Genomic DNA, 26,077 nt, shown 5'->3' on the forward strand with positions numbered 1-26,077 from the left:
GTTCCGCTTATTGGTTTGTATTATCTTCTGGATCTGAATGGCCTCCTTTTTAAATTTAGCGGAATTATCCTGGTATCCCATTTACCGCATCTTTTCATCTTTATGTAATAACAAAAAATAACAGATGTCTCTTTATGTTGCAAAAATGTTAATGAAATGGCGTCTCGATTTCAGGCAGGATCTTGAGAAGAGGAGGCGAAAAAGTGCCCTCTCAGGGCCTCAGACCTTCATCTGAAAGTCCTTAAGCGATATCAACGTCGCTCCATCATCGTACAGGAGAACGTGCTGCCAGCTTCGCTTCCCGCTCCTGGTGCGTAAAGGGAAGCTGCTTGTTTTTACATCATTATCATCTCGTTAACGCCTTCTGCATTCACTTAACGGATGGAGGAAAGTGCTGCAGTTGATTCAATCTGTGACATTTCACATGGTTCAAGGCCATAAATTAGGAATAGTTATAAAATCGACTTTATTGTTAATATTTAACATTAAATTAACATAATGGGTAAGTAAATTCTTAAAGCGCTTTAGGAAATAAGGGGTTAGGACGTAAGTTAAAACGAGCAGTCTGAGAGGTTATTAAGAAGGTGTAACAATTCCTGGCGATGGCTCAGCCCGAGCTTCATCAGGATGCAGCTGAGGCGATAGATAATGCGGCTATAGGGACGATTCTGCAGAAGGGCAATCTGTCGTAACGTCTTGCCACGGGCAAGCTCCTGCAAAATGGGCCATTCGTTGCGCGAGAACCAGTCTCTATCGGAGCCCTGAAGGGGGCGGGGTTCCATCAGGCTGTGCTGAAGCCCTGCTGCGTTCATCTGACGTTCGAGCACATGAAAAGGACCTGCCGCTTTGCAGAAGAGACGTGCGTCATAATTATCAGCCCGGATCAGCAGCCACGGCGTCAGGAAGGGGGGATACAGGCTATGTCTTCTTAACTGATCCAGCTGATCAATCAGCCCCGTGGAACGGCTTTCAATATCCACTACCAGACGGGCCGAGGGCCATTGGCTCTGCGCACCCAGCGCATCGTCCAGCGAAGTGAAGTCGCAACAGCTGCTTAGCGGAAACTGCCCATTGAGAAAACCGGAGCGCAAAAAATTGTCCTCCGTTACCAGGATGATAAACGGGGCATCGGTTTTTCGGGGCTGGTTGATGGACTGGCTCAAAAACTCGAGTCGGTCGAAAAAGGGGGGGGCAAAAGGTGAGTGCGTAAATCCCAGTGCATCACTTCCTGTACGCCGCCGCCGGTAACGGCGCACTGTCATTCGCATGGCCTCCCTCCTGGAAATGGCGTGTTAATCCTCCGGCCATGTCCAGGACGGCCAGTAATATCCCTGGCCGAGATCGGCACCTGCCTGCAGTGCCCAGATACGATCGCGTTCAGTCTCAATACCTTCGATGAGTACGCTTCCGGCCAGCTGAAAGCAAAGTGAAACCAGTTTCCTCAGTGCAGGTGTGGCGCGTAAACGCCAGAATGCGTTCTTATCGATTTTGATGCCGTTCAACGGTAATCGACAAAATAAAAACGGCTGAATGATAGTTTCGTCGATATCATCCAGCCAGATAGTGTGTCCCCGTTCCTGAAGTTGCCGCAGGTTGTTAACGACGCTCTGCTTCTGTGCGGCGGAGAACGCCAGAAAGAGAGGGAGGTCGACAATCTCAATATTCAGCGGCGCGGTTTTCATATTGATGAGCCGCGCAAAAGGCGCAGGTGCTGTCAACACGGTTATCGGCAGATTAATAAAAAGATTATTGCCATGCGGGGTATTTTTTAATGCGGCCAGCTGCGCTTCAAGCAGCGTCAAAGAGGCGTCTGCCGACTGATGGCGGAAGAAGTCCTCGCTATGCTCGGTGTCGGACAAGACGCTCAGGACCTCCACGCCGACCCGGCGCCGGGCGTTGAGGGCGACGATAGGCTCCAGTTTGATGCCGACGATGTCCTGAGAAATAGACTGTAATCGGGGGGGCGTATCGAACGGGTTTTGCGCTGTCACTCCATTGTCCTGTTGTATGTCAGCCTCCAGGCGGCCGGGATACCTCGCTCTAGTGTGACGAGCTGACGTTCAGGAAAACAGCAGGCGTTACTTAAATGCAACTAAGCCTTTTCGCAGCGCTAAATTTTAAGGTGAAACAGCGAGAAATGTTGAGAAAATAGCCGTATTTACAATCGGCTAGCGGTAATTGCCTCTGAAAGCGGAAAAGGCATTGACTCACCTGCCATTGACCGTATAATTCTTCGCGTTTCACCGCCGCGAAGTTCACTCTTCTCAGTGCGCCCTTAGCTCAGTTGGATAGAGCAACGGCCTTCTAAGCCGTAGGTCGTAGGTTCGAATCCTACAGGGCGTGCCATTCGATATTAGTAAGCTAAGCCAGTTTCGAGCCAGCCTGATTTTCTCCTTGTGTCGTATTTGTGTCATGGTCGCTAAAATTGGCAGCTATTTTCCGTGCATGTTCGCATAAATGGTTAGGTGCAAGGTGGGCATTTCGAGGGACCATTTCGATCGACCCCCAGCCCCCCATTTCCTGAAAAAGGACAGCGGCACGCTGGGCTGAATTAACCCGCTCGCCCAGGTATGCCGCAGATCGTGAAATCGCAAGTCCTCAATGCCCGCTTTATCCAGCCAATGCGCTAGGCGCTATTGTCGTCCACTGGCATTTTGCGTATTACCGGAGTCAAATTTTTAATGCCGCGTTGATAGCTTGGGGTGAACTAATACCTACCTTGAGCTTTTTACTATCACCATTGTAGATAAAGCATTAATATCCCCCTCATAGGAGGGGGAGTTATCAGATCGGCATACCATATTTAGCGTTCATTTCTCTGTCAGGTTGGATTTTTATCTCGATATTACGAGGTATTAATCCATTTGACTTCAGCGTCTCAGAGATTGCTTTTCCTCTGGTCACGGGGAAAGGCCAGTTATCATTATTGTCACCCTTAGGGACATGCAATGTCATCGTCCTCTGATTGCTTTCAACAGCTCTCTGAATCTGATCAATCATATCTTGTCCAATTGCATTTGCCACGGAGAAAGGAATGTTTCCATTGTGAGACTCGCGCAAAGAATGTGATTGATCTGTAGCCTTATTAACCAAGCACAGTAAAATTATTGGGACAATATATTGAACAGCCTCAAAGCGATCGATGATGTATCCAAGTCCTATGCTAGCTGCCACTATTAAGTACATAAATGTACCCCACATTGCTACTGGTCGAGTCGCGTAGTTTGCGCTAGCTTTTGCGCACACCAAAATAAGGGCTAATGTGGTAATAGCTCCAGTAATTACTGATACACAGAAAGCATATCGTTTCCCTTCACATGATTTTTTTCTCAGCAAGAACACTACGCCGCAAACCAATCCAACAGCCAGAACAACGAAAAATGTTCGGTCTATTAGTTTAAGTAGTGAGTAAAACGAGTTGACCGTACCTGAAATATCTAGGTGATCTTTTGACATGCGATCTGCTCTTCCTCCGTTCATTTCAAACACAGCAGAAATGACCCACATTATCAAAGTGATACAGTGGAAAGGGTAAGCCTTAACTGTCTCAACAATTTTGAATCTGTTGTTAATAAGTTTCAGCAGAAGTATAACTCCGCACATGACAGCAAGCACAATACTAGCGAATATATTCGAAAACACACACAGATAAATGGCAAATATCAATATCCCAGAAAATATAGCTTTTTCGTAAAAGAAAGACTTTAATGAGGGCGACATTCGCAAAACGTAAAGTGCTAGAGTTCCGTTTATAAGCGCTGGGATAATGTAGTGATAATAACAAGTAAGGTTTTGCTCCCATAACAGGTATGGGCTGTTATTATTGTTAAGAGTTCTGAATAGGCCAAACATGCACAGTAAATAGAATATCACCATCGCTGAGCTTGTATATGTTGACAGGCCTACAGCCTCTCTCATCATAAGGTAGAATTGATAAAGGAACGCCACAACAAGAATTGCAACTAACATCGCTGTAAAATAGGCAATAGCTTCAAGGAAAGTAAATCCAAGTGGCATTAGGAGCGATGAGGCTATGTTACCAAAGAGAGGGAAAGCTACTTCAGGCACAACCTTAATCGGATTAAAACCTCCCCATTGCGGATATGCCTGCCTACCGGAAGAAAGGTTAATCCACTCATCACCTGAGATGATTGTCACCGGATGGATAACCGTAAAAAACACAGCCACTACAGCGAAAACAAATGTGAATAGCATCCATTCAAAATGAGTTTTTTTTTCCAAAGCATGACTAATCATTTATCGTCCTTCCGATTATCCTTAAGTTCGTTTTTGATGATGTAACGAGGTCTTCCCTTAACTTCAACATATATCCTGCCGATATACTCGCCAAGTACGCCTATACCTATCAACTGAATTCCGCCCAGGAAAAGTATTGAAACCAGCATTGATGGATAGCCGCGAACCGGATTGCCGAATGCTAACGTGTCGACGATCATACATGCGCCATAGATGAAGGCCATACCAGCAACGAATAAACCAATGTAAGTCCACATGCGCAGAGGGAAAGTTGAGAAACTGGTTATACCCTCCAATGCAAGATTCCACAGCTTCCAACCATTGAACTTAGAATCCCCAGCAACACGTTCAGCACGAGCATATTCAACAACATCAGTGCGGCCGCCAACCCAGCTCAAAATGCCTTTCATGAAAAGATTGCGTTCTTGCATTTGCTTAATGTTTTCAACTACATCTCGAGACATCAGACGGTAGTCGCCAACGTTTTCCTCGATCTGCGGATTGCTTATTTTGTTGTGCAGTTTATAGAACCATTCAGCAGTCTTGCGCTTGAGTCGTCCATCCGCAGAGCGGTCTGTTCTCTTAGCCAAAACCATATCTGCCCCTGCTTGCCATTTCTCTATCAGGTATGGAATAACCTCAATCGGGTCTTGCAAGTCCACGTCAATCGGGATAATCGCGTCACCGGTCGCATGGTCAAGACCCGCAAATAACGCAGGCTCTTTTCCAAAGTTGCGGGTGAAGGAAAGTGGTATTACAAGCGGGTCAGCTACAGCAAGCGCGTTTATGATTGATTCTGTGGCGTCTTTACTGCCGTCATTGATAAAGACTATCTCGACTTCGTGTTGTTGCAGATCTTCAAATTCGCGCACTGTTTTATAGAAGATCGGAATTGCTTCCTCTTCATTAAATACAGGAACGACCAGAGAAATTTTCATTTCGCATCCCTAAAGACAATGAACCGTGAGTATAAAAAACCGGCTACAAGACTGAATCCGGAAAAGGCGACAAGGGTAACGACAGGTGGAGCGCCGATTAAATCCGCGATATATCCTGTCACGCCAGCCATAACGCCCATGAAAACGATGAACGCGATGTAACGCGCAGAAGTGGCCTGAGCCTTGAACGTCCATTTTGCATTCGCAAAAAAACTGAAAGTTACCGCAATACAGAAAGCAACGACGTTCGCAACGGTCTGGTTAGCATCGAGGAAATGCATAAGCGCACCGAAACACAACCAGTGAAGAGCAGTGTTGACCACGCCCACTGAAACATAGCGAGTAAACAGTTTTACCATTTTAGAAATCAGTTAATTCTGAAAGGCGAGGATTTTAACACCACTGCGAAGCATGATCGACCCTATTATTTAGTGAGGCTGTGTATGGATACAGTTGTTTGTATGATATTCATGCCACGCACAGCAGAGGTGAGCACCTCTTTCGTTGCGCGCATTCATCTCACCCATAGTTACTTGAGTTCAGACCGCGTCATTGAACAGTTACGGGAGTTCAACTGGCATTTTACCTGCAGCGGAGCTAAGTCTTGGATAGAGCGTTACCCCCTCTCCCGACTTGGCCGATAAGACAACAGACTAAAGCGATAACAGTTACTGGATCATGCATAACATGGTGAGGTTTTTCTGAAGGGGCTTTTCCTCACCAGTCATGGAGTATTAGGAACAGGGGGTTAACTATCGATCTTCTATGCGGGATTGATGGCAACTACCGGTTATTTGGAACGTCAAAGGTTGGGCTGTCAATATGGCAATGTCTGCAGATAGAGCGAGTTTGGCATTACGAGAGAATAAAAAAGGCGACCGCATCAGGTCGCCATAAATTATGAAGCAGTATTAGTTTTGTATAATGATGCTTTTTTCGATTTGATGAATGGCCTCTCCACAAAATGGTAGGTCAAAGAGGATAGCAGGCAAATTGATATGTATGCTGAAACAAATAATGTGATGACCTTGTAGTCAGTATGCGAAACATCATCCTTACTAATTACTTGACTTAAAGGGAAAAGTATCAATCCCTGGGTTAAGTACAGGCTATAGCTAACAGCACCAAGTCTCTTTGCAGCCTTAGTTGCCAGTAACCCGAATATGTCGGCACCGGAGATTACAGAGAAAAATATTACGCATAAAAAAAACTTTTCCGGAGACCTGAACAGGTCTGGCTGTGCAAAGCCAGTAATCAGAACTGTAGCCACTAAAAGTATGTTTGCATGCAGTCTGGAGATAATTATTTTGTCCTTAAGTTCCCTGCAAAGCATCCCGGCGAAAAAATATGACCATAGATATGCATCTCTTGTAAAGCCAGGCAATAAATATACAGAAAACGCAAAAAGGACTATGGTTAACTCCATAGACCACTTTTTAAGAATAAAAAGTAAAGGCAGTGAAAAGTAGAACATCCATTCCCACCTCAACGTCCACGTTACACCAGCCAGTGCCATCCATTATTTATTAAAGTCAGTCACATTAGGCTTGCTATTCCAGAGGCCACCATCGAACCATGACATTGTTTTTGAAACTGTATCCAATGTAATAGGGTCATGATCTGTTAATGAAAACAACAAAACCAATCCAGCAAAAGAGCATGCAGTTGCTAGCGGAACGATTCTTAAAAATCTCTTCTTATAAAGGTCTACCCAGTCTACGGTTTCCTTATTTCTCACCTTTCCCCAAAAGAGATATGCCGTAGTCATGAAAAAAAGCGCAACGCCGTATTTACCCATGTATGTGAGCCATAAAGAACTTGGTGACCACATGCCCTTTGTAATATAAGAATGCAAACAATCAAGATGATGGAGAATAACAAATGATGCCAATAAAAACCGCATGCCATCAAGACTATTGGAACGAACCGCTTCGGTTTCTTCATCAATAAACCTGAAAACAGGGAGACTGAAAATTAAAAGCGCAATAATAAGGCTAAAAAGCGCCATGCTAATTGTGTAAGTGACGTCCATTATTTATATACCTTTATAATATCAACTATTAATCTATTATTCGCCATGTCACTTCAAAGTCATTTGAACTTTAGAATGGCGAAGAGTCTAGCATTGAGAGAGTCTGAAATCGACGGTCATGGCGTTTTCTTGCTGTCTAGTTGGTGACATCGATTAAGGTGGAGCTTAAAAACTAAATTTTTTTGAATCTAGCATGACTTGGGGATTCCTCTCATCTCAACGCTTGCTCAACTGCATCAATCATTCATTCTGTTCATGCATCCAGTAATTATTGGAGGCGTATCATGGGGCTTCCACCGCCAGCGCAAGACTATGCAGAGAAGCGCATGTCGTTCGACAAGCGCATCATAACCAGATCGTCATCGACATATCTGATGAGAGCTGGTGCAACGCATCACTGCGAAGGAGGCTTGAGCGGAGTTGTTCTGGAAGTGGATATCTCATTGAGTGTGCGACGGATCATTGTTGGTACAAAGCATGGCAGGTGAGTTGAGGATAAAGCGATACCGCAAATCGCCAAAACCGCACCTGGAGGATTTGCAGGCGGGTAGACGTGATGAGATTCCGGTTCACGATGACGGAACGAGTCTGGATGGGGTATTCGGAGTGATAACGTATCTCACCAACGATACACGAACAGGTGAGTTTGAAGGTTACCCGGTGATGCAGGAATCAAATTACACAGCTATGCCATGAGGCATACTGTGTACCCTCTGTTTAATAAATGTGTCATGCATTGATGAACCATAACGCAACGCAGAAACATGTAACGACACTTAATGACAAAAAAACGGCGCGAATGCAGCAAAGATAATTATATAACATTGAGTTAAATCGAACCGTGCGTTCTTCTAAACCATATGTAGTAGGCTAGAATCCTACAGGGCGTGCCAATGATCCCCCCTTTTTTCTATATTTGAACTGCAACATATCCCTGCTTTACTGAAAGGTGATTAATCCTGCGATGAGGGCTCACCCGTGGCATATGTTGAAAAAGCACTTCGGTTTAATCCTGCCTCACCTGTCTTTCAGGAAAATCTTCATAACGTCTACCACCACATGCGAAACCACCAGCCTGTAGCGCGAATCGGCAAAACGTGGGTGCTTACCCGCTATCAGGATGTTTATCAGACGCTTAAAGAGCGAGCATTCGTCTCCTCGGGTATACCTGAAGATGTGCATAGCGAAATGGAAAAAGAGTGCTTCAGCCTCTCGCCCCCCATACGCGATCTTCTCTACGGCATTGTGCTGTTTGAAGACGGGAATGTGCATCGCGCGCACCGTCAGGCGCTGCAAGCTCTGTTTACCGGCGAATCCTGGGCTGCGTTAACCCAGTTGATTTCTGACGAGTCACATACGTTGGTGGCAGAGTTAACCACCACCGGCACGTTTGACGGCATTCGCCAGATTGCTGCCCCGCTCTGGGGGAAGCTGTTCACCGCCTGGCTCAACCTGCCGGAAGCGCAGCAGGAGGTGGTTGAACAAGAGAAAAGTGCCATCAGGCTGTTGCTGGACCCCAGCGCAATTGATCGAGAGGGATTACAGCGGCTGATCGTGGCGCTTTCCCGTCTGGATGACAGTTTTCGCCAACTCGCGCAGGCACACAGCCAGGGTTACGACTCGCTTTTTTATCGCAGCCTCCTGAAAGGATATGGCGGCGATCGGGATGCGCTTGCAACGCGGTTTAGCACAGACTGCGTCACTATGCTGATCGGCGGGAGTGAAACCAGCGAAGCGTTAACCGGAAACCTGGTGTATATGCTGGCACAACATCCTGAATTACAGGCGTGCGTCAGAAATAACACGCTGCGGATGAAAGATGTCGTCAGTGAAACCATGCGCTTTGAGTCTCCGTTGCAGATGGGCAGGCGAAAGGTAGTGGCTCCCGTGCAATTTCTGGGACGCGAACTTAAAGCGGGGGATAACATCTTAGTATGCCTTGGTTCTGCAAATCGCGATGAAAGCGTATTTGAAGAGGCGTGGCGTTTTATTCCTGGCCGCAAGAATGCCCAACGTCAGCTGGGATTTGGCGCAGGCGTGCACCAGTGTATTGGACAACTGCTGGCGCAGTGTCAGGCTGAAACCCTTGCCATGGCTTTATGCGAGCGCGGGACGCTCTCTCTCGACGGTGAGGCTAAATGGTCGACGCGAAGCCTGATTCTGAGAACTCTGGAGACGCTGCCGGTAAAAATTACCTGAGGTAATAATAAGGACAACGCTATGAAGGGAATCATATTTTCACGGCGGAAGTGGTGAACGTTTTTTATTCTTAAATTGTCAGATAAATAACGACGTAATAAATAGAAGGCTAATGATATTTTGTAGTGTGTTGTCTTAAGGTTTTCTTAATCTTTAATTAATCCGTTTTTTAAATCTGGATTTTTATCACTTCACTCCCCGCAAAAAAGAAATTTTACACTTTTACGCTTAAACTGGATTGATACTAATTATCATTAGCGTTTTTGTATGCTTTAATCCTGTCCCACAACGCTATGCGTCATTATTCCCGTTGCTCTATTAAGGATATGTTCATGAATTCTCGCCTGCTGTCCTGCTTCTCGCTTGCCTTGTTGTCATCATCGCTTTTCCTTTCCACACAATCCGTTGCCGCCGATAACAGCGAAGGCATTGTGGTATACAACGCGCAGCATGAAAACCTGGTGAAGTCGTGGGTTGACGGTTTTACCAAAGAGACCGGCATTAAGGTCACGCTGCGTAACGGCGATGACAGCGAGCTGGGTAACCAGCTGGTTCAGGAAGGCAGCGCATCACCTGCAGACGTATTTCTGACGGAAAACTCACCGTCCATGGTACTGGTGGATAACGCCAACCTGTTTGCCCCGCTGGATGCAGACACCCTGAAGCAGGTACCGGCAGAGTACCGCCCGGCGCATGGCCGCTGGATCGGCATTGCCGCCCGCAGCACCGTATTCGTCTATAACCCGGCAAAACTGAGCGAACAGCAGCTGCCTAAGTCGCTGATGGATCTGGCCAAACCCGAGTGGAAAGGCCGCTGGGCGGCATCACCGTCAGGCGCGGATTTCCAGGCCATCGTGAGCGCAATGCTGGCGCTTAAAGGCGAAAAAGCCACGCTGGAATGGCTGAAGGCGATGAAAGCGAATTTCGTGGCCTATAAAGGCAACAGCACCGTGATGAAAGCCGTCAACGCCGGCCAGATTGATGGCGGGGTGATTTATCACTACTACCGTTTTGTCGATCAGTCCAAAACGGGTGAGAACAGCAAAAACACCAAACTCTACTACTTCAAACACCAGGATCCGGGCGCGTTCGTCAGCCTTTCCGGTGGTGGCGTTCTGGCGTCCAGCAAACACAAAGCGCAGGCCCAGGCGTTCATCAAATACATTACCGGTAAAGAGGGCCAGGAAAGCCTGCGCACCAACAATGCCTTTGAATATGCGGTGGGCGTGAACGCGGCCTCTAACCCGAAACTGGTCCCGCTGAACGATCTGGATGCACCGAAAGTTGAACCTTCAACGCTCAACAGTAAAAAAGTTATCGAGCTGATGACGCAAGCCGGTCTGCTGTGATCCTGAGAGTGAAGTGAAGGTCTTATGTCTGGTCTGAGTCTCGACCTCGGCAAAAACAGCGTGCGGGAGCCTGGCCGCAGGCGTCCTGCACTGCCGATGGTAGCGTTAGCTGTCCTTTTTTCTTTACTGGCACTTCTGCCCCTGGGTTTTATCATTGCCATAGGCGTTGAGACGGGCTGGGAAACGATTAGGGCGCTGGTATTTCGCCCACGTGTTGCTGAACTGCTCAGTAACACGCTGTGGCTCACGGCGCTGGCGTTACCGCTGTGTATCGTGACGGGCGTGGCGATCGCCTGGCTCACGGAGCGCACGCAGCTTGCCGGGCGAGGGATCTGGTCCGCGCTGGCGGTCGCCCCTCTGGCGATCCCCGCGTTTGTGCAAAGCTATGCCTGGGTGAGCGTGGTTCCCTCGATGCATGGCCTTTCCGCGGGCGTGTTCCTCTCCGTTTTAGCTTACTATCCGTTTATTTATATGCCGGTTGCGGCGGTGCTGCGTCGTCTTGACCCGACGCTGGAAGATGTGGCCGCCTCGCTCGGCACCCCGCCGTGGCGGGTCTTTTTCCGCGTGGTGCTGCCGCAGCTAAAACTGGCTATCTGCGGCGGCGCGCTGCTGGTGGCGCTGCACCTGCTGGCGGAATACGGTCTGTACGTGATGATCCGTTTTGATACCTTCACAACGGCCATCTATGACCAGTTTCAGTCCACCTTCAGCGGCCCGGCAGCGAACATGCTGGCGGGCGTATTGGCCTTATGCTGCCTGGCGATCTTAGTGCTGGAAGGCGTGACGCGCGGGAAAGCGCGCTATGCACGCATTGGCGCTGGCGCGGCACGTGAACAGAAACGCTGGCCGCTGAAGCCTGCGGCGGCTGCGCTGGGACAGCTGTTTTTCCTCGCGCTGGTCATGCTGGCGCTGGGCGTGCCGTTACTTGTCCTGTGCCGCTGGATTTGGCTCGGCGGCGTACAAAACTGGATGAACGCCGATCTCTGGCACTCCCTGCGCCAGACGCTGATGCTCGGCGTGGGCGGAGCGCTCCTGACGACGGCGTGCGTCATCCCCATCGCGTGGCTTGGGATCCGCTACCCGCACCGTATTTTCCGGATGCTGGAAGGGTGCATCTACATCACCAGTTCGCTGCCGGGCATTGTCACCGCGCTGGCGCTGGTCACGGTCACTATTCATTACGCTCGCCCCATTTATCAGACGGAAATCACCCTGTTCCTGGCCTATCTGCTGATGTTTATGCCCCGCGCGCTCATTAACCTGCGGGCAGGGATTGCCCAGGCGCCGGTTGAGCTGGAAAACGTGGCGCGCAGCCTGGGCAGCACGCCTGCGAAAGCGCTCTGGAGCGTTACCCTGCGGCTGGCCGCACCGGGCGCTGCGGCAGGCGCCGCGCTGGTATTCCTTGGCGTCAGCAACGAATTGACCGCCACGCTGCTGCTCTCGCCGCTGGGAACCCGCACGCTCTCCACCGGATTCTGGGCGCTGACCAGTGAAATTGATTATGTGGCCGCCGCGCCCTACGCGATGCTGATGATCCTGATCTCACTCCCGCTGACCGCCATTCTCTATATGCAGTCGAAAAAAATTGCAGGGCTATGACATGCTTGAATTAACCGCCATTTCAAAATCGTTTTCGGACGTGCAGGTGCTCGACAGCCTAAACCTGAGCGTTGCGCCAGGGAGCCGCACGGCGATTGTCGGCCCCTCCGGGTCGGGGAAAACCACGCTGCTGCGTATTCTCGCCGGGTTTGAGACGCCGGATACCGGCCGCATCGTCATGCAGGGAAAAACGCTGTTTGATGAAAATCATGTTGTTCCTGCTCACCTGCGCGGGATCGGTTATGTGCCTCAGGAGGGCGCGCTGTTCCCCCATCTCAACGTGGCAGATAACATTGCCTGGGGGCTGGACGGTACCCGCCACGAGAAGCGCCAGCGCGTTGAGGTGCTGATGGAGATGGTCTCTCTCGACAGGCAGCTCGCGACGCACTGGCCCCATGAGATTTCCGGCGGACAGCAGCAGCGCGTGGCGCTTGCCCGTGCGCTGGCTCAGCGTCCTTCCCTGATGCTGCTGGATGAACCGTTCTCGGCGCTGGATACCGGCTTGCGCGCCATGACGCGTAAAGCAACGGCCGATCTGCTGGCGGAAGCGGGCGTGGCCTCAATTCTGGTCACCCACGATCAGAACGAAGCGTTGTCTTTTGCCACGCAGGTTGCCGTGATGCGTTCTGGCCGCTTCACGCAGGTGGGAACGCCTTATGACGTCTATACCCGTCCCGTTGACGAAGAGACGGCGCTGTTTCTTGGCGATGCCGTGATCCTGCCTGCTCAGCTCGCTGGCGGTTACGCCGTGTGTGCACTGGGCGAGGTGCCGACGGACAATCCGCATGCAACAGGAGAGGGCCGGGTAATGATGCGTCCTGAACAATTGCGCGTGACGGCATGTGCGCCTCATGAAAGCCCGGTCTCCATTCTTGATGTCGACTTCACCGGTCAGCTGTCTACGCTGACGCTGGGATTAGCGGGGCATGAACAGCCCGTTATCCTCAGGACCGTCAGTCAGCCGGGCTGGCACCCGGGCGCGGCGGTACGCATTGATGTGACGGGCACTGCGCGCGTTTTATAATCATAACCACCCCAAAACGGGGTGGTGGTTCCCCATCGTCCTCATTACCTCCCTTCATGAACGCGTGACGCTTGCCAATGCATGGATAATGCGTATAGTTCTCATTTGCATTGCAGTTAATACATTCTAAGGCCCGACAACGGGTCATTTTTTCGCGCACTTTCAAATGAGTTAACGATGGACAACACCAAAATACACAAAACGCTGCTGGCGCTCGCCATTGGGGCGGTGACACATTCCGTCCAGGCGGCGGATGATAAAAAAGAAGATACGCTTGTTGTGCAGGCTGCACCTGCCAGCGACTTTAAACCCGGCGGCGACCAGCTGGTACCGGCCTTTCTTGACGGGCAGGTGGCGAACGGCGGGCGCATGGGGATGCTGGGCCAGCAGAACGCCATGGACGTGCCGTTCAACATCATCAGCTACACCTCGAAGCTGGTGGAAGATCAGCAGGCGAAAACCATCGCTGACGTGGTCGCCAACGATGCGGGCGTGCAGTACGTTCAGGGATACGGTAACAGCGCGGAGACCTACCGCATTCGTGGCCTGAAGTTTGACGGCGACGACATGACGTTTGGCGGGCTGTCCGGCGTACTGCCGCGTCAGGTGGTGGATGCGCAGATGGTTGACCGTATTGAGATCTTCAAAGGCGCCAACGCGCTGATGAACGGTGCGGCAAGCTCTGGCGTGGGCGGGATGATCAATCTTGAGCCGAAACATGCGGGCGATATCCCACAGGCAAAAGTGGGCGTGGATTACACCTCAGATTCGCAGTTTGGCACCACGCTGGATGCAGGCCGTCGCTTTGGCGACAGCGACCAGTTCGGCGCGCGCGTGAACCTGGTCCACCGTGAAGGGGAAACCGGCGTACCAAACGACCGTCGCCGCACCACGCTGCTCTCCACCGGTCTTGATTACAACGGCGACAACGTCCGCACCTCGCTGGACCTGGGCTATCAGAAGAAAACCTTCCACGGCAGCCCGACCAGCGTCAACATCTCGGCGGTGGATTTCGTGCCTGAACCGCCGAAAAACGATCGTAACTTTTCGCAGAAGTGGGCCTACAGCAACATCGAAAACGAATTTGGGATGTGGCGCAGCGAATACGACATCACCGATAACTGGACCGCCTATACCGGCCTGGGCGCGCAGCACGCGCACGAAGAAGGGATCTACAGCGCGCCGAAGCTGCTGGACAAAAGCGGCAAAGCCACGGTCAGCCGTCTGGATACTAACCGCATTAGCGATTCCGTTAGCGGCATGGCGGGCATTCGCGGGAATTTCAATACCGGCTTTGTGTCGCACAAGGTGAACGTCGGGTACTCGGCGACGACCAAAAACGAAAAAATCGCGTGGAAAATGTCGGCGACGAAGGATAACCCGACCACCAACATCTACCACAACACCGGCGTTGATATGCCGGACAGCTCCAACTTCAATGGATCAGGTGGCAAATACAGCGATCCGCTAACCAGCGGGCGCACCCGTACTCAGGGCTGGCTGCTGAGCGATACGCTGGGCGTCCTGGACGACAAGCTGCTGTTCACCGCGGGGGCGCGTCATCAGAAAGTGGTCATCCGCGGGTATAACAAAATTACCGGTGCGGAAAACGACGCGGACGGCTTCGACGGTAGCCGCTGGATGCCAACCTACGGCGTGGTTTATAAACCGTGGGAGCAGATTTCCCTTTACGCCAACCACACCGAAGCTCTGCAGCCGGGAAAAACCGCGCCGGACACCGCCACCAACTACGGTCAAAGCACCGGTATTGTTCACTCTAAACAGAATGAAGTCGGCATGAAGGCAGACTTTGGACGCGTGGGCGGCTCTCTGGCGCTGTTTGAGATCAAAATGCCGTCGGCGATCCTCGACGACGACAATCACTACGGCCTGGACGCTGAACAGCGTAACCGTGGCGTAGAGCTCAACGTTTTTGGCGAGCCCATGCTCGGGATGCGCCTGAACGCCAGCGCCACCTGGCTGCAGGCCGAGCTGACCAAAACCAAAAACGGCGTGAATCAAGGCAACGATGCGATTGGCGTGCCGAACTTCTATGCCGTGCTGGGGGCAGAGTACGACATCAAGCCAGTTGACGGCCTGACCGCCACCGCACGCGTGAACCACTCGGGCACGCAGTATGCCGATCTCGCGAACAGCAAAAAGCTGGACAGCTATACCACGCTGGATCTGGGCATGCGCTACCGCTTCGCGCTAAACCACAATGCAAACCAGATGACCGTGCGCGCAGGCATCGACAACGTGACCAATGAAAACTACTGGGCCAGCGTGGACGATTCCGGTACCTACATCACTCAGGGCGAACCGCGAACCTTTAAGGTCTCGGTGGGCTACGAGTTCTAAGCGTTCCACCTCGTTATCCGGGGCAGGGACGCCCCAATCCCGCCGTTATCCTGTTATAAAATTGTAACAAAAGCTTCTTACACTGTTCGCCAACTCCTTACCTCTTGGCCAATGACAGGAAGCCGCTATGGGCAGACCCCTCAAATCCGTTTTTAAAAAAGAACATCGCGACGACATCACTAACCGCAGCGCTAACCCGGTTTTCTCCGAGGTTGCAGAGGTTTTCCTCTCCCGCCGTCGTTTTCTCCAGATGGGCGCCGTGGCGGGTGCTGCCGTTTCCTTTCCCTTTTTGATCAAACCTGATAGCGCCATTGCCGCGGTATCGAAGCCGTCCGCGCTGGCAAAAGCGGTGTCGCTTGGGTTTACCAGTATTCCCGTTTCCACGGACGATACGGTGAGGGTGCCGGAAGGTTATATTGCCCGCCCGTTTTATCGCTGGGGTGACCCGACGGGCATCAAAGACCACATGCCGGCATTTAAGCCAGATGCCAGCAACACGACCGACGAACAGGCCGTGCAGGCGGGGATGCACCACGACGGTATGGCGTGGTTTAGCCTGCCGCAGGGGGAGCAAAACCCGGAACATGGTCTGCTGGCGCTGAACCATGAATACATCGACAACGGGATGCTGTTTACGGACGGTATGGGGAACTGGAACCTCGACAAAGCCCGTAAGGGACAGAACGCGATGGGCGTGTCGGTGGTGGAAGTGAAAAAAACGGGCAGTGACTGGCAGGTGGTTCGCCCGTCTTCTTATGCCCGCCGTATCACCGTCAATACGCCGATGCAGCTTACCGGCCCGGCGCGGCATCAGGACTTAATGAAAACCGCCGCCGACCCGCAGGGGGAGCGCGTGCTGGGCACCATGCAAAACTGCGCCAACGGCCACACGCCGTGGGGCACCTACCTCACCTGCGAGGAGAACTGGTCGGATATTTTTGTCAAAAAAGCCGATCTCAATCCGCTGGAAAAACGCTACGGCATCAGCGACAGCGATGAGTCCTACCGCTGGAACGAGGTGGATGAGCGGTTTAGCGTCGATAAAACGCCTAACGAGCCTAACCGGTTCGGCTGGGTGGTAGAGATTGACCCCTACGACCCGACCTCCACACCGCGCAAGCACACCGCACTTGGCCGCTTCAAGCACGAGGGGGCCGCCGTTACGCTCGCCGCCGATAATCGCGTGGTGGTCTATATGGGGGACGATCAGAAGTTTGAGTACATTTATAAATTCGTCTCTGACAAAAAATACGATCCTGCGAACCGTGAGGCCAATATGCAGCTGCTGACCTCGGGTACGCTGTATGTTGCCAGGTTCAATGAAGAGGGAAGCGGCGACTGGCTGCCGCTGATCTTCGGGCAGAATGGCCTGGATAAAAGCCACGGTTTTGAAAACCAGGGCGATCTGCTGATTAAAACCCGCCTGGCGGCTGACGTGGTGGGGGCGACGAAAATGGATCGCCCGGAGTGGATAGCCGTCGATCCGCACGCCAGCGGCAGCGTCTACTGTACGCTCACCAACAACAGCGATCGCGGTAAAGAGGGGAAAGCCCCGGTCGATGCCGCCAACCCGCGTGCTAATAACGTGTTTGGTCATATTATGCACTGGCACGAAGAGGGGGCCGATCCTGCCGCCGCACGCTTTACATGGGATATTCTGGTCATGGGCGGGCGCACAGACAGCGACGATCCGAAGGCCAAAGGCTCTATGCAGGGCGCGGCATTCGGCAGCCCGGATGGTCTGTCGTTCGATCATCAGGGCGTTCTGTGGATCCAGACCGACGTCTCTTCCAGCACGATCAACAAAAAAGCGTATGAGGGGATGGGCAATAACCAGATGGTGGCCACCATTCCGGGCAGCAATGAGTTTCGTCGTTTCCTGACGGGCCCGCGTGGGTGTGAAATCACCGGTATTGCGTTTACGCCGGACAACCGGACGCTGTTTATCAATATTCAGCATCCGGGAGAGGGCGGGGATGATATTACCGACCCGGCCAATCCGCGTGCCGTCTCTAACTGGCCAGACGCCAGCCCGAACGGACGCCCGCGTTCGTCGACGGTGGTGATCGTCAAAGCGGACGGCGGGATCATCGGGTCGTGACGTTAATCCGCCGGGCGCATGCGCTGGCCCGGCGTTAAACTTGCTACCACCAGCATGAAGTGTTAAAACGTGCCCCTTCTAAAAAAGAGACAGGGGTAGGGCGTGAAAGACGCGTCATCCGCTTCAGGCCATGGTAGCGCTGAAGCCTCGTCGGATCAGAATCCGACGCTGCAACGTGGTTTGCAAAATCGACATATTCAGTTAATTGCCCTCGGCGGCGCGATTGGTACCGGGTTGTTTCTCGGCATCGGCCCCGCCATTCAAATGGCTGGTCCTGCGGTACTGCTGGGATACGGCATCGCCGGGATTATCGCCTTCCTGATCATGCGCCAGCTCGGCGAAATGGTCGTTGAAGAGCCGGTGTCAGGCTCCTTCGCACACTTTGCTTACAAATACTGGGGCCCGTTTGCAGGCTTCCTCTCCGGCTGGAACTACTGGGTGATGTTCGTGCTGGTGGGGATGGCCGAACTGACCGCCGCAGGCATCTACATGCAGTACTGGCTCCCGGATGTCCCGACGTGGATCTGGGCGGCGGCCTTTTTCATCATCATTAATGCCGTTAACCTCGTCAATGTGCGCCTGTATGGCGAAACCGAGTTCTGGTTTGCGCTGATCAAGGTACTGGCGATTATCGGGATGATCGGCTTTGGCCTGTGGCTGCTGTTCTCCGGTCACGGCGGCGAGCGGGCAACCATTGATAACCTCTGGCAGCACGGCGGCTTTCTGGCAACCGGCTGGAAAGGACTGGTTCTCTCTCTGGCGGTGATCATGTTCTCCTTCGGCGGGCTGGAGCTGATTGGTATTACCGCTGCCGAAGCGCGCGACCCGCATAAAAGTATCCCAAAAGCGGTCAACCAGGTGGTGTACCGTATTCTGCTGTTTTACATCGGCTCGCTGGTGGTTCTGCTGGCGCTCTATCCATGGGTGGAAGTGAAATCTGACAGCAGTCCGTTCGTGATGATTTTCCACGATCTGAACAGCAATGTGGTGGCGTCGGCGCTGAACTTCGTCATTCTGGTGGCGTCGCTTTCGGTCTATAACAGTGGCGTTTACTCCAACAGCCGTATGCTGTTTGGCCTTTCCGTACAGGGGAACGCGCCGAAGTTCCTGACCCGCGTCAGCCGTCGCGGTGTGCCGATTAATTCCTTGTTCCTTTCCGGCGCGATTACGTCATTAGTGGTGCTGATCAACTACCTGCTGCCGAAAGCGGCATTTGGCCTGCTGATGGCGCTGGTTGTCGCCACGCTGCTGCTGAACTGGATCATGATCTGCCTGGCGCACCTGCGCTTCCGTGCAGCGATGCGACGCAAGGGACGCGAGACGCAGTTTAAAGCGCTGCTCTACCCGGCAGGAAACTATATCTGTATCGCGTTCCTGGGGCTGATTCTGGTGCTGATGTGCACGATGGATGAGATGCGTCTCTCAGCGATGCTGCTGCCAGTGTGGGTGGTGTTCCTGTTTATTGCGTTTAAATTATCCCGTAAAAAGTAGCACGTTTTTCGCCCGGTGGCGCTTCGCTTACCGGGCCTACATGTCCGGGGCCATTATTATTTTGTAGGCCGGGTCAGGCGAAGCCGCCACCCGGCTTTGAATGTGCGATATCAAATCTGAAACGCTATTCGTTTCCCATTCGGTAACGTCACATCAATGCTCATTTCACCGCCGAGCGCACTGACATAGCGTTTGAGTGTTGAAAGCCGGGGATCGTTTCCCGGCTGTTCGATTTTTGCCACAGTTGGTTGTTTTACCCCCATTGCCGCGGCCAGTTCTGTCTGCGAAATATTGAGCTCTTCCCGCAGTTGGTTCAGGGCAACAATTCTGCGTATTACATCAACTTTAGCCGCAATACGCTCCTGACTTTCCGCGCTCTGTTGTGCCATGAGTTCTTTTAGCGTTGCCATATGGCCTCCTTATCCGCCAGATGTCTGCTGTACTCAACGTCAGCCAGCGTAATCATTTCGTTATAAAACCGTTTTTGATTGCAACCGGTTTTGTTTCCAGCACAGAGCACAATTGCCTTACGGTCAGGATCAAAAGCAAAAAAAGCTCTGATGGGATTTCCCGCATGTTGAATCCGTAATTCCTTCATGTTCGCATAGGCTGAAGCCTTCACGGTATCTACGTATGGCCGCCCAAGCGTTGGGCCAAACTCAGCAAGAATATGCATCATCGCTAGCACATCTTCTTTCAATGCTGTTGTTTGTTCGAAGTACCATTGATCAAATCTGTCCGTTGTCTCGACATTCCACATCGTTTCTCCTTTAGCTTCCTCGCTATATTATTTTATAGCCTGTAGGCTATAGTGACAATCAGAACGCCTCGTTTTGTCATACATCGACCTTTATCGTGACCCCCCTCCCAATTCTGTTTCGATCCACAGGATCTTTATTTTGTAATCGATTACTTTTTATTTGCTGTCATTTGTAATCGATTACTTTTTCCGGGTGAGGCTTATCATGGTGTCAACTGAAAGTAGAGAAAAGGCGATAACACAGCACCGGCTGCTGGTGCCGCGTCTGTCGTTGATGATGTTTCTGCAGTTTTTCATCTGGGGTAGCTGGTCAGTCACGCTTGGCCTGGTGATGACCCGGCACAACATGTCTCTGTTAATTGGCGATGCGTTCTCCGCCGGGCCCATCGCCTCCATTCTCTCGCCGTTTGTGCTCGGCATGCTGGTGGATCGTTTCTTTGCCTCGCAGAAGGTGATGGCGGTGATGCACCTGGCGGGCGCGGCAATCCTCTGGTTTGTGCCGGGGGCGCTGATTGCCGAAAACGGCGCGCTGCTGATTGGCCTGCTGTTTGGTTACACGCTCTGCTATATGCCAACGCTGGCGCTGACCAACAACATCGCATTTCACAGCCTGGCGAACGTGGATAAAACTTTCCCGGTGGTGCGCGTGTTCGGCACCATCGGCTGGATCGTGGCGGGAATTTTCATCGGCGTGACCGGCGTGGCGTCCAGCGTCACCATTTTTCAGGTGGCGGCAGCCAGCTCCCTGCTGCTCGCACTCTACAGCCTGACGCTGCCGCACACGCCAGCGCCAGCGAAAGGGCTACCGGTGCAGGTGCGCGATCTCTTTTGTGCCGATGCCTTTGCGCTACTCAAAACCCGCCATTTCTTTGTCTTCTCCGTCTGCGCGATGCTGATCTCCGTCCCGCTTGGCACCTATTACGCCTATACCGCCTCGTATCTGGCGGATGCCGGTATTGCAGACGTCAGCACCGCCATGTCCTTCGGGCAGATGTCAGAGATCTTCTTCATGCTGGTCATTCCGCTGCTGTTCCGCCGTCTGGGGGTGAAAGTCATGCTGCTGATCGGCATGCTGGCGTGGTTCGTGCGTTATGCCATGTTCGCGCTGGGCGTTAGCGAGGAAGGACGCATCCTGTTGTACCTGGGGATCCTGCTGCACGGCGTCTGCTACGATTTCTTCTTCGTCGTCGGCTTTATCTACACCGACCGCGTGGCGGGTGAAAAGGTGAAAGGACAGGCGCAAAGCATGATTGTCATGTTCACCTACGGCATCGGCATGCTGCTGGGCTCTCAGATTTCAGGCGCGCTTTATAACCGTCTGGTGGCCGGTCAGACCGTGCCGCAGGCATGGGTGACATTCTGGTGGATCCCGGCGGTGGCTGCCGCGGCGATCGCGCTGATTTTCCTTCTCACGTTCAGGTATGACGATGACAAGGCGTAATGTTCAGGAGGGGTTATGAGGACGATGAAAGGACCGGGCATTTTTCTGTCGCAATTTATTGGCGAGAAAGCGCCGTTCAACACGCTCGACGGACTGGCAGGCTGGGCGGCGGCGAAGGGTTACAAAGCGGTGCAGATCCCCTGCAACCATCCGCCTGTTTTTGATGTGGAAAAAGCCGCTGAGAGTCAGGCCTACTGCGATGAGGTCATCGATAAGCTGGCCAGGCATGGGCTTGCGATCAGCGAGCTCTCGACTCATCTGGAAGGCCAGCTTGTGGCGGTGAACCCTGTTTACAGCGAGGCGTTTGACCACTTCGCCCCCGCCGCTGTGCGCGGTAATGATACGGCTCGTCGGGCATGGGCAACGGAAAAGCTAAAGCAGGCGGCAGTCGCCTCGGCCAGACTCGGCCTGAAAGCGCACGCCACCTTCTCCGGCTCGCTGGCGTGGCCGTTTTTCTATCCATGGCCGCCGCATAACGAGCAGCGTTTTCAGGCGGCATTCGAGGAGCTGGCAAATCGCTGGCGACCGATTCTGGATACCTTTGACGAACAGGGCGTGGACGTCTGTTTTGAGTTGCATCCGGGCGAAGACTTGCACGACGGCGTGAGCTTCGAGCGTTTTCTGGCGCATCTGGATAATCACCCGCGCTGCAATATCCTTTACGACCCGAGCCACATGCTGTTACAGCAGATGGATTACCTGACCTTCATCGACATTTACCACGCGCGCATCAAAGCCTTCCACGTCAAAGATGCCGAGTTCCGTCCTAATGGGCGCAGCGGCGTGTACGGTGGTTACCAGCCGTGGATCAACCGCGCCGGGCGCTTCCGTTCGCTCGGCGACGGACAGATCGACTTCAAAGGCATTTTCAGCAAGCTGACCCAGTACGATTATGACGGCTGGGCGGTGCTGGAGTGGGAGTGCTGCCTGAAAGACGGTGATACCGGCGCAAGTGAGGGAAGCGAGTTTATCCGCCGCCACATCATCCCGGTATCCGGGCGTGCGTTTGATGACTTCGCGGCAGGGGGCAGCCATGATTAACGTCGGGATTGTCGGCAGCGGGTTTATCGGCCCGGCGCATATCGAGGCGCTGCGGCGTCTCGGGTTTGTGCAGGTGGTGGCGCTCTGCGACGGCACGCTTGCCAACGCGCAGGAAAAAGCACGCCAGCTTAACGTGCCCCACGCCTGCGCCAGCGTGGCGGAACTCCTCGCACTTCCTGACCTGCACGTGGTGCACAACTGCACGCCCAATCATCTGCATGCGGAGATTAACCGTCAGATCCTGCGCGCGGGAAAACATGTCTTTTCTGAAAAACCGCTCTGCATGACGTCGGACGAGGCGCGTGACCTGGTGGCGCGGGCGGAGCAGGCTGGCGTGGTGCACGGCGTGAGCTTTGTCTATCGCCAGTTTGCGATGGTGCGCCAGGCGGAAAGCATGATGCGCGCGGGTAGCCTCGGGCGGCTATTCGCCTCACACGGCAGTTATTTACAGGACTGGATGCTGCTGGAAACCGACTACAACTGGCGGGTGGATGCCGCGCTTGGCGGGGCTTCGCGCGCGGTGGCGGATATCGGCTCCCACTGGTGCGATACGGTGCAATTTGTGACCGGCAGGCGCATTACCGAGGTCATGGCCGATCTCTCCATCGTCTGGCCGACGCGTAAGGCCAGCATGGGCGGTCATCAGACTTTCTCCCACGATGAGGCGGCGGCGTATACCAACACACCGGTCAGTACCGAAGACTTTGGCTCAGTGCTGTTCCGCTTTGACGATGGCAGCAAAGGTTGCTTTAGCGTCTCGCAGGTGAGCGCCGGGCGTAAAAATCGCCTGACGTTTGAGATTAACGGCAGCGAGCAGTCAGTGGCGTGGGATCAGGAGGTGCCGCAACAGCTGTGGATCGGCCATCGCGCGCTGGCAAATCAGACGCTCACCGACGATCCAGGCCTGATGAACCCTGACGTGGCCAGCAGCGCACACTTCCCCGGCGGGCACATCGAAGGCTGGCCTGACGCCTTTAAAAATATGATGATGCAGTTCTACCGCGCCGTGCAGGCGGGAGCGATGCCGGAGGCGCCGCAGTTTGCGACCTTCCACGATGGCGCAAACGTGATGTATATCATTGATGCCATAGTGAAAAGTCATCAGCAGCAGCGTTGGGTACGCGTGGCGCAATGACGTGTTGCCCGGTTCGCCGGGCAACAAATTTATGGTAGCCTGCACAAAACGCTAACCGCAGGATGTGTCGTTGCTATGTCAATTCAGAAAATCGCTCAGCTGGCCGGGGTCTCCGTGGCAACGGTCTCCCGCGTGCTCAATAACAGCGACACCGTGAAGGCAAAAAACCGCGAGCGCGTCCTGCAGGCCATCAAAGAGAGCAACTACCAGCCTAATTTACTGGCCCGTCAGTTACGTACTGCCCGGAGCTATATGATCCTGGTGATGGTCTCAAACATTGCCAACCCGTTCTGCGCCGAAGTGGTGAAGGGCATTGAAGAAGAGGCGGAGAAAAACGGCTATCGGATCCTGCTGTGTAACTCCGGGTCGGACATCGAACGTTCCCGTTCGGGCTTAAGCCTGCTGTCGGGCAAAATCGTCGACGGCATTATCACCATGGACGCTTTCTCAAAGCTGCCGGAACTGGCCGCGCTGATTGGCTCCGCACCGTGGGTGCAGTGTGCCGAATATGCCGATGCCGGCGCGGTTTCCTGCGTGGGGATTAACGACGTTGATGCGTCGCAGCATGCCGTCAGCCAGCTTGCCGACGGTGGACGCAAACGCATCGCGATGATCAACCACGATCTGAGCTATAAATATGCCCGTCTGCGCGAGCGCGGCTATAAGAGCGTGATCCACCTGAAAGATCTGGAGTATCAGGCGGTTGAATACGCCAGCGATCTCAGCTTCCGCGCCGGGATGGTGGCGATGCAAAATCTGTTGCAGGATAATCCACCGGATGCGGTGTTTGCCGTCTCTGATACGCTGGCGGCGGGCGCGCTGCGCGCCATTCAGCAGGCCGGGCTGCGGGTGCCGGAGGATATTGCTGTTGTGGGATTTGACGGCACCGAGCTGGCGGACATGATTTCGCTGACCACCATCGAACAGCCGTCGCGGGATATCGGGCGCAAGGCGGTCGACCTGCTCTTAAATAAAATCGACAACCCCGAGGCGCCCACGGAAAGAGTGATGATGGACTGGCGCTTTATTTCCCGCGCCAGTACCTGATTATTGCGCTATAACCCCTGCCAGGGAGCGAATATCGTTCCCGGTAGGTGACTGATGAATACGCAAACCAAACTCTTCCACCACCGCAAAAATATGATCGAAGATGTCAGCCTGAATCTCCTCATATTCTGCCCAGATCACCGTGTTGGTGAAAGCGTATATTTCAATCGGCAGGCCGTTGGCATCCGGTGCCAGCTGACGCACCATTAACGTCATATCTTTGCGAATGCGCGGGTGGTTACGCAGATATTCATTCAGGTAGGCGCGGAAGGTACCAATATTGGTCATTTTGCGCAGGTCTAATACCGATTCACCTTCGCCATTTTTCTGATTCCACAGGCTAATTTCCTCATGTCGCGCGGCCAGATACGGCTTGAGCAGTTTCGCCTGAATCAGCTTCTGCTGCTCCTGCTCGTCCAGGAAGTGAATGCTGGTGGTATCGATATTCAGGCTGCGCTTAATGCGTCGGCCGCCGGAGGCCGACATGCCGCTCCAGTTGATAAAGGCGTCAGAGACCAGCGCCCACGTTGGGATCGTGGTGATGGTGTTATCGAAGTTGCGCACTTTAACGGTGGTCAGGCCGATGTCCGTAACCGTGCCGTTGGCACCGTATTTCGGCATCTCCAGCCAGTCGCCAAGCTTGAGCATGTCGTTGGCGGAAAGCTGGATCCCGGCGACCAGTCCCAGTATCGGGTCTTTAAAGACCAGCATCAGAACGGCGGCCATAGCACCCAGGCCGCTAATCAAAATGGCCGGTGACTGACCGATCAGCAGAGAGATAATTAAGATCCCCACCAGAATCGCGCTCACCAGCTTGATGCCCTGGAAGATCCCTTTCAGCGGCAGCTGTGAGGCGGTCGCCATTTTCTGCGACAGATTGAAAATGACGTCCAGCAGCGAGAAGAAGGAGAGCAGGGCATACACCATCACCCACAGCTTCGCGCAGGTGGTGAGCATTTCTGCCGCTTCGCTCCCTTTTTGCAGCCAGAGAACGGCCTGAACGTTGACGATTATCCCCTGAAGGGTAAATGCCAGACGGTGAAATAATTTATTCTGGGTAATGATCTGCAACCATAAATGGCTGCTGGCCCGGGCGCGTTTCTCGAATGCGCGCAGCACGACTTTGTGCAGAATAAAATGAACGATGATGGCAGTAAGAAAAATAATACCAAAGATAATCACTAAAGAGGTGGTGTGATTAATTTCAATGCCTAACTCTTCAACCTGAGCAATTAATTCCTGCATAACGTCTCCTGTATTGATGCAGCCCCATAATGGCGGCTGCGGATCTATTATGCAAAT

Annotated in this window: 19 protein-coding genes, 1 tRNA gene and 2 pseudogenes; 12 read left to right on the forward strand and 10 right to left on the reverse strand. The window is 53.0% G+C overall.

Translation table 11 applies throughout. The annotated features are described in order from the left end of the window. Nucleotides 1-551 precede the first annotated feature (551 nt). Both ACMGGM_RS18720 and ACMGGM_RS18725 read right to left on the reverse strand, forming a co-directional pair. A complete protein-coding gene (locus ACMGGM_RS18720) occupies nucleotides 552-1,268 on the reverse strand; it encodes a helix-turn-helix transcriptional regulator (protein WP_014882850.1) in 717 nt (238 codons plus the stop codon). 24 nt (nucleotides 1,269-1,292) lie between these two features. After that, on the reverse strand, nucleotides 1,293-1,991 hold the full coding sequence (locus ACMGGM_RS18725) for an EAL domain-containing protein (protein ID WP_014882851.1): 699 nt from the start codon (nucleotides 1,989-1,991) through the stop codon (nucleotides 1,293-1,295). A 278-nt stretch (nucleotides 1,992-2,269) separates the two neighbouring features. Between ACMGGM_RS18725 and ACMGGM_RS18730 the strand changes: the two genes are divergently transcribed. After that, nucleotides 2,270-2,346: transfer RNA gene (locus tag ACMGGM_RS18730), tRNA-Arg, on the forward strand. A 15-nt stretch (nucleotides 2,347-2,361) separates the two neighbouring features. Here the strand turns inward: ACMGGM_RS18730 and ACMGGM_RS18735 are convergent. From ACMGGM_RS18735 to ACMGGM_RS18755, 5 genes and pseudogenes are all read right to left on the reverse strand, one after another. After that, nucleotides 2,362-2,671 (reverse strand): annotated as a pseudogene (locus tag ACMGGM_RS18735) (tyrosine-type recombinase/integrase); the annotation flags it as partial. A gap of 113 nt (nucleotides 2,672-2,784) precedes the next feature. Then, the gene (locus tag ACMGGM_RS18740; RefSeq protein ID WP_014882852.1) at nucleotides 2,785-4,257 is read right to left on the reverse strand and encodes a hypothetical protein; all 1,473 of its coding nucleotides are present in this window, start codon (nucleotides 4,255-4,257) and stop codon (nucleotides 2,785-2,787) included. Further along, a complete protein-coding gene (locus ACMGGM_RS18745; protein WP_014882853.1) occupies nucleotides 4,254-5,195 on the reverse strand; it encodes a glycosyltransferase family 2 protein in 942 nt (313 codons plus the stop codon). The genes ACMGGM_RS18740 and ACMGGM_RS18745 overlap by 4 nt, the downstream gene beginning before the upstream one ends. Continuing rightward, a complete protein-coding gene (locus ACMGGM_RS18750; RefSeq protein WP_014882854.1) occupies nucleotides 5,192-5,554 on the reverse strand; it encodes a GtrA family protein in 363 nt (120 codons plus the stop codon). The genes ACMGGM_RS18745 and ACMGGM_RS18750 overlap by 4 nt, the downstream gene beginning before the upstream one ends. A gap of 539 nt (nucleotides 5,555-6,093) precedes the next feature. Then, nucleotides 6,094-7,227 (reverse strand): annotated as a pseudogene (locus ACMGGM_RS18755) (acyltransferase family protein). 978 nt (nucleotides 7,228-8,205) lie between these two features. On the opposite strand from ACMGGM_RS18755, the gene ACMGGM_RS18760 reads away from it, so the two are divergent. The 7 genes from ACMGGM_RS18760 (at nucleotide 8,206) to pheP (ending at nucleotide 19,351) form a co-directional block, all read left to right on the forward strand. After that, nucleotides 8,206-9,426, forward strand: coding sequence for a cytochrome P450 (locus ACMGGM_RS18760; protein ID WP_023336848.1), 1,221 nt, complete (start codon nucleotides 8,206-8,208; stop codon nucleotides 9,424-9,426). A gap of 332 nt (nucleotides 9,427-9,758) precedes the next feature. After that, the gene (locus ACMGGM_RS18765; RefSeq protein WP_014882857.1) at nucleotides 9,759-10,775 is read left to right on the forward strand and encodes an iron ABC transporter substrate-binding protein; all 1,017 of its coding nucleotides are present in this window, start codon (nucleotides 9,759-9,761) and stop codon (nucleotides 10,773-10,775) included. A 24-nt stretch (nucleotides 10,776-10,799) separates the two neighbouring features. Next, nucleotides 10,800-12,374 carry an ABC transporter permease gene (locus ACMGGM_RS18770; protein WP_014882858.1) on the forward strand — a complete coding sequence of 525 codons (1,575 nt, stop codon included), beginning with the start codon at nucleotides 10,800-10,802 and terminating at the stop codon, nucleotides 12,372-12,374. Between the two features lies 1 nt (nucleotide 12,375). Then, a complete protein-coding gene (locus ACMGGM_RS18775) occupies nucleotides 12,376-13,398 on the forward strand; it encodes an ABC transporter ATP-binding protein (RefSeq protein ID WP_014882859.1) in 1,023 nt (340 codons plus the stop codon). A gap of 177 nt (nucleotides 13,399-13,575) precedes the next feature. Further along, on the forward strand, nucleotides 13,576-15,759 hold the full coding sequence (locus tag ACMGGM_RS18780) for a TonB-dependent receptor (RefSeq protein WP_014882860.1): 2,184 nt from the start codon (nucleotides 13,576-13,578) through the stop codon (nucleotides 15,757-15,759). 127 nt (nucleotides 15,760-15,886) lie between these two features. After that, nucleotides 15,887-17,860 (forward strand): PhoX family protein, encoded by a 1,974-nt coding sequence (locus tag ACMGGM_RS18785; protein ID WP_063943379.1) that lies wholly within the window; start codon nucleotides 15,887-15,889, stop codon nucleotides 17,858-17,860. 102 nt (nucleotides 17,861-17,962) lie between these two features. After that, on the forward strand, nucleotides 17,963-19,351 hold the full coding sequence (gene pheP, locus ACMGGM_RS18790; RefSeq protein ID WP_014882862.1) for a phenylalanine transporter: 1,389 nt from the start codon (nucleotides 17,963-17,965) through the stop codon (nucleotides 19,349-19,351). Nucleotides 19,352-19,461: 110 nt separating this feature from the next. On the opposite strand, the gene ACMGGM_RS18795 is transcribed toward pheP, so the two are convergent. Both ACMGGM_RS18795 and ACMGGM_RS18800 read right to left on the reverse strand, forming a co-directional pair. Beyond that, nucleotides 19,462-19,761: a helix-turn-helix domain-containing protein gene (locus tag ACMGGM_RS18795; protein ID WP_014882863.1), complete on the reverse strand. Its 300-nt coding sequence runs from the start codon at nucleotides 19,759-19,761 to the stop codon at nucleotides 19,462-19,464. Then, nucleotides 19,749-20,111 (reverse strand): type II toxin-antitoxin system RelE/ParE family toxin, encoded by a 363-nt coding sequence (locus tag ACMGGM_RS18800; protein WP_014882864.1) that lies wholly within the window; start codon nucleotides 20,109-20,111, stop codon nucleotides 19,749-19,751. The genes ACMGGM_RS18795 and ACMGGM_RS18800 overlap by 13 nt, the downstream gene beginning before the upstream one ends. A 205-nt stretch (nucleotides 20,112-20,316) precedes the next feature. On the opposite strand from ACMGGM_RS18800, the gene ACMGGM_RS18805 reads away from it, so the two are divergent. From ACMGGM_RS18805 to ACMGGM_RS18820, 4 genes are all read left to right on the forward strand, one after another. Next, nucleotides 20,317-21,552, forward strand: a complete 1,236-nt coding sequence (locus tag ACMGGM_RS18805; RefSeq protein ID WP_014882865.1) for an MFS transporter — start codon at nucleotides 20,317-20,319, stop codon at nucleotides 21,550-21,552. A 15-nt stretch (nucleotides 21,553-21,567) separates the two neighbouring features. Further along, nucleotides 21,568-22,593 (forward strand): sugar phosphate isomerase/epimerase family protein, encoded by a 1,026-nt coding sequence (locus ACMGGM_RS18810; protein ID WP_014882866.1) that lies wholly within the window; start codon nucleotides 21,568-21,570, stop codon nucleotides 22,591-22,593. Next, entirely contained in the window at nucleotides 22,586-23,728 is a 1,143-nt protein-coding gene (locus ACMGGM_RS18815; protein ID WP_014882867.1) for a Gfo/Idh/MocA family protein, read from the forward strand. The genes ACMGGM_RS18810 and ACMGGM_RS18815 overlap by 8 nt, the downstream gene beginning before the upstream one ends. 75 nt (nucleotides 23,729-23,803) lie before the next feature. Then, nucleotides 23,804-24,775 (forward strand): LacI family DNA-binding transcriptional regulator, encoded by a 972-nt coding sequence (locus ACMGGM_RS18820; RefSeq protein ID WP_014882868.1) that lies wholly within the window; start codon nucleotides 23,804-23,806, stop codon nucleotides 24,773-24,775. On the opposite strand, the gene ACMGGM_RS18825 is transcribed toward ACMGGM_RS18820, so the two are convergent. Then, entirely contained in the window at nucleotides 24,776-26,020 is a 1,245-nt protein-coding gene (locus ACMGGM_RS18825) for a mechanosensitive ion channel family protein (protein ID WP_014882869.1), read from the reverse strand. Between the last annotated feature and the right edge of the window lie 57 nt (nucleotides 26,021-26,077).

It is taken from the genome of Enterobacter sp. BNK-14 (assembly GCF_047456095.1).
Lineage (GTDB): Bacteria > Pseudomonadota > Gammaproteobacteria > Enterobacterales > Enterobacteriaceae > Enterobacter > Enterobacter kobei.

Coding starts and splice junctions, on each gene's coding strand:
- ACMGGM_RS18775 (WP_014882859.1), top strand. CDS start 12,376: ATGCTTGAATTAACCGCCATTTCAAAATCGTTTTCGGACGTGCAGGTG.
- ACMGGM_RS18810 (WP_014882866.1), top strand. CDS start 21,568: ATGAGGACGATGAAAGGACCGGGCATTTTTCTGTCGCAATTTATTGGC.
- ACMGGM_RS18815 (WP_014882867.1), top strand. CDS start 22,586: ATGATTAACGTCGGGATTGTCGGCAGCGGGTTTATCGGCCCGGCGCAT.
- ACMGGM_RS18800 (WP_014882864.1), bottom strand. CDS start 20,111: ATGTGGAATGTCGAGACAACGGACAGATTTGATCAATGGTACTTCGAA.
- ACMGGM_RS18745 (WP_014882853.1), bottom strand. CDS start 5,195: ATGAAAATTTCTCTGGTCGTTCCTGTATTTAATGAAGAGGAAGCAATT.
- ACMGGM_RS18795 (WP_014882863.1), bottom strand. CDS start 19,761: ATGGCAACGCTAAAAGAACTCATGGCACAACAGAGCGCGGAAAGTCAG.
- ACMGGM_RS18720 (WP_014882850.1), bottom strand. CDS start 1,268: ATGCGAATGACAGTGCGCCGTTACCGGCGGCGGCGTACAGGAAGTGAT.
- ACMGGM_RS18765 (WP_014882857.1), top strand. CDS start 9,759: ATGAATTCTCGCCTGCTGTCCTGCTTCTCGCTTGCCTTGTTGTCATCA.
- ACMGGM_RS18770 (WP_014882858.1), top strand. CDS start 10,800: ATGTCTGGTCTGAGTCTCGACCTCGGCAAAAACAGCGTGCGGGAGCCT.
- ACMGGM_RS18820 (WP_014882868.1), top strand. CDS start 23,804: ATGTCAATTCAGAAAATCGCTCAGCTGGCCGGGGTCTCCGTGGCAACG.
- ACMGGM_RS18785 (WP_063943379.1), top strand. CDS start 15,887: ATGGGCAGACCCCTCAAATCCGTTTTTAAAAAAGAACATCGCGACGAC.
- ACMGGM_RS18825 (WP_014882869.1), bottom strand. CDS start 26,020: ATGCAGGAATTAATTGCTCAGGTTGAAGAGTTAGGCATTGAAATTAAT.
- ACMGGM_RS18750 (WP_014882854.1), bottom strand. CDS start 5,554: ATGGTAAAACTGTTTACTCGCTATGTTTCAGTGGGCGTGGTCAACACT.
- ACMGGM_RS18780 (WP_014882860.1), top strand. CDS start 13,576: ATGGACAACACCAAAATACACAAAACGCTGCTGGCGCTCGCCATTGGG.
- ACMGGM_RS18805 (WP_014882865.1), top strand. CDS start 20,317: ATGGTGTCAACTGAAAGTAGAGAAAAGGCGATAACACAGCACCGGCTG.
- ACMGGM_RS18740 (WP_014882852.1), bottom strand. CDS start 4,257: ATGATTAGTCATGCTTTGGAAAAAAAAACTCATTTTGAATGGATGCTA.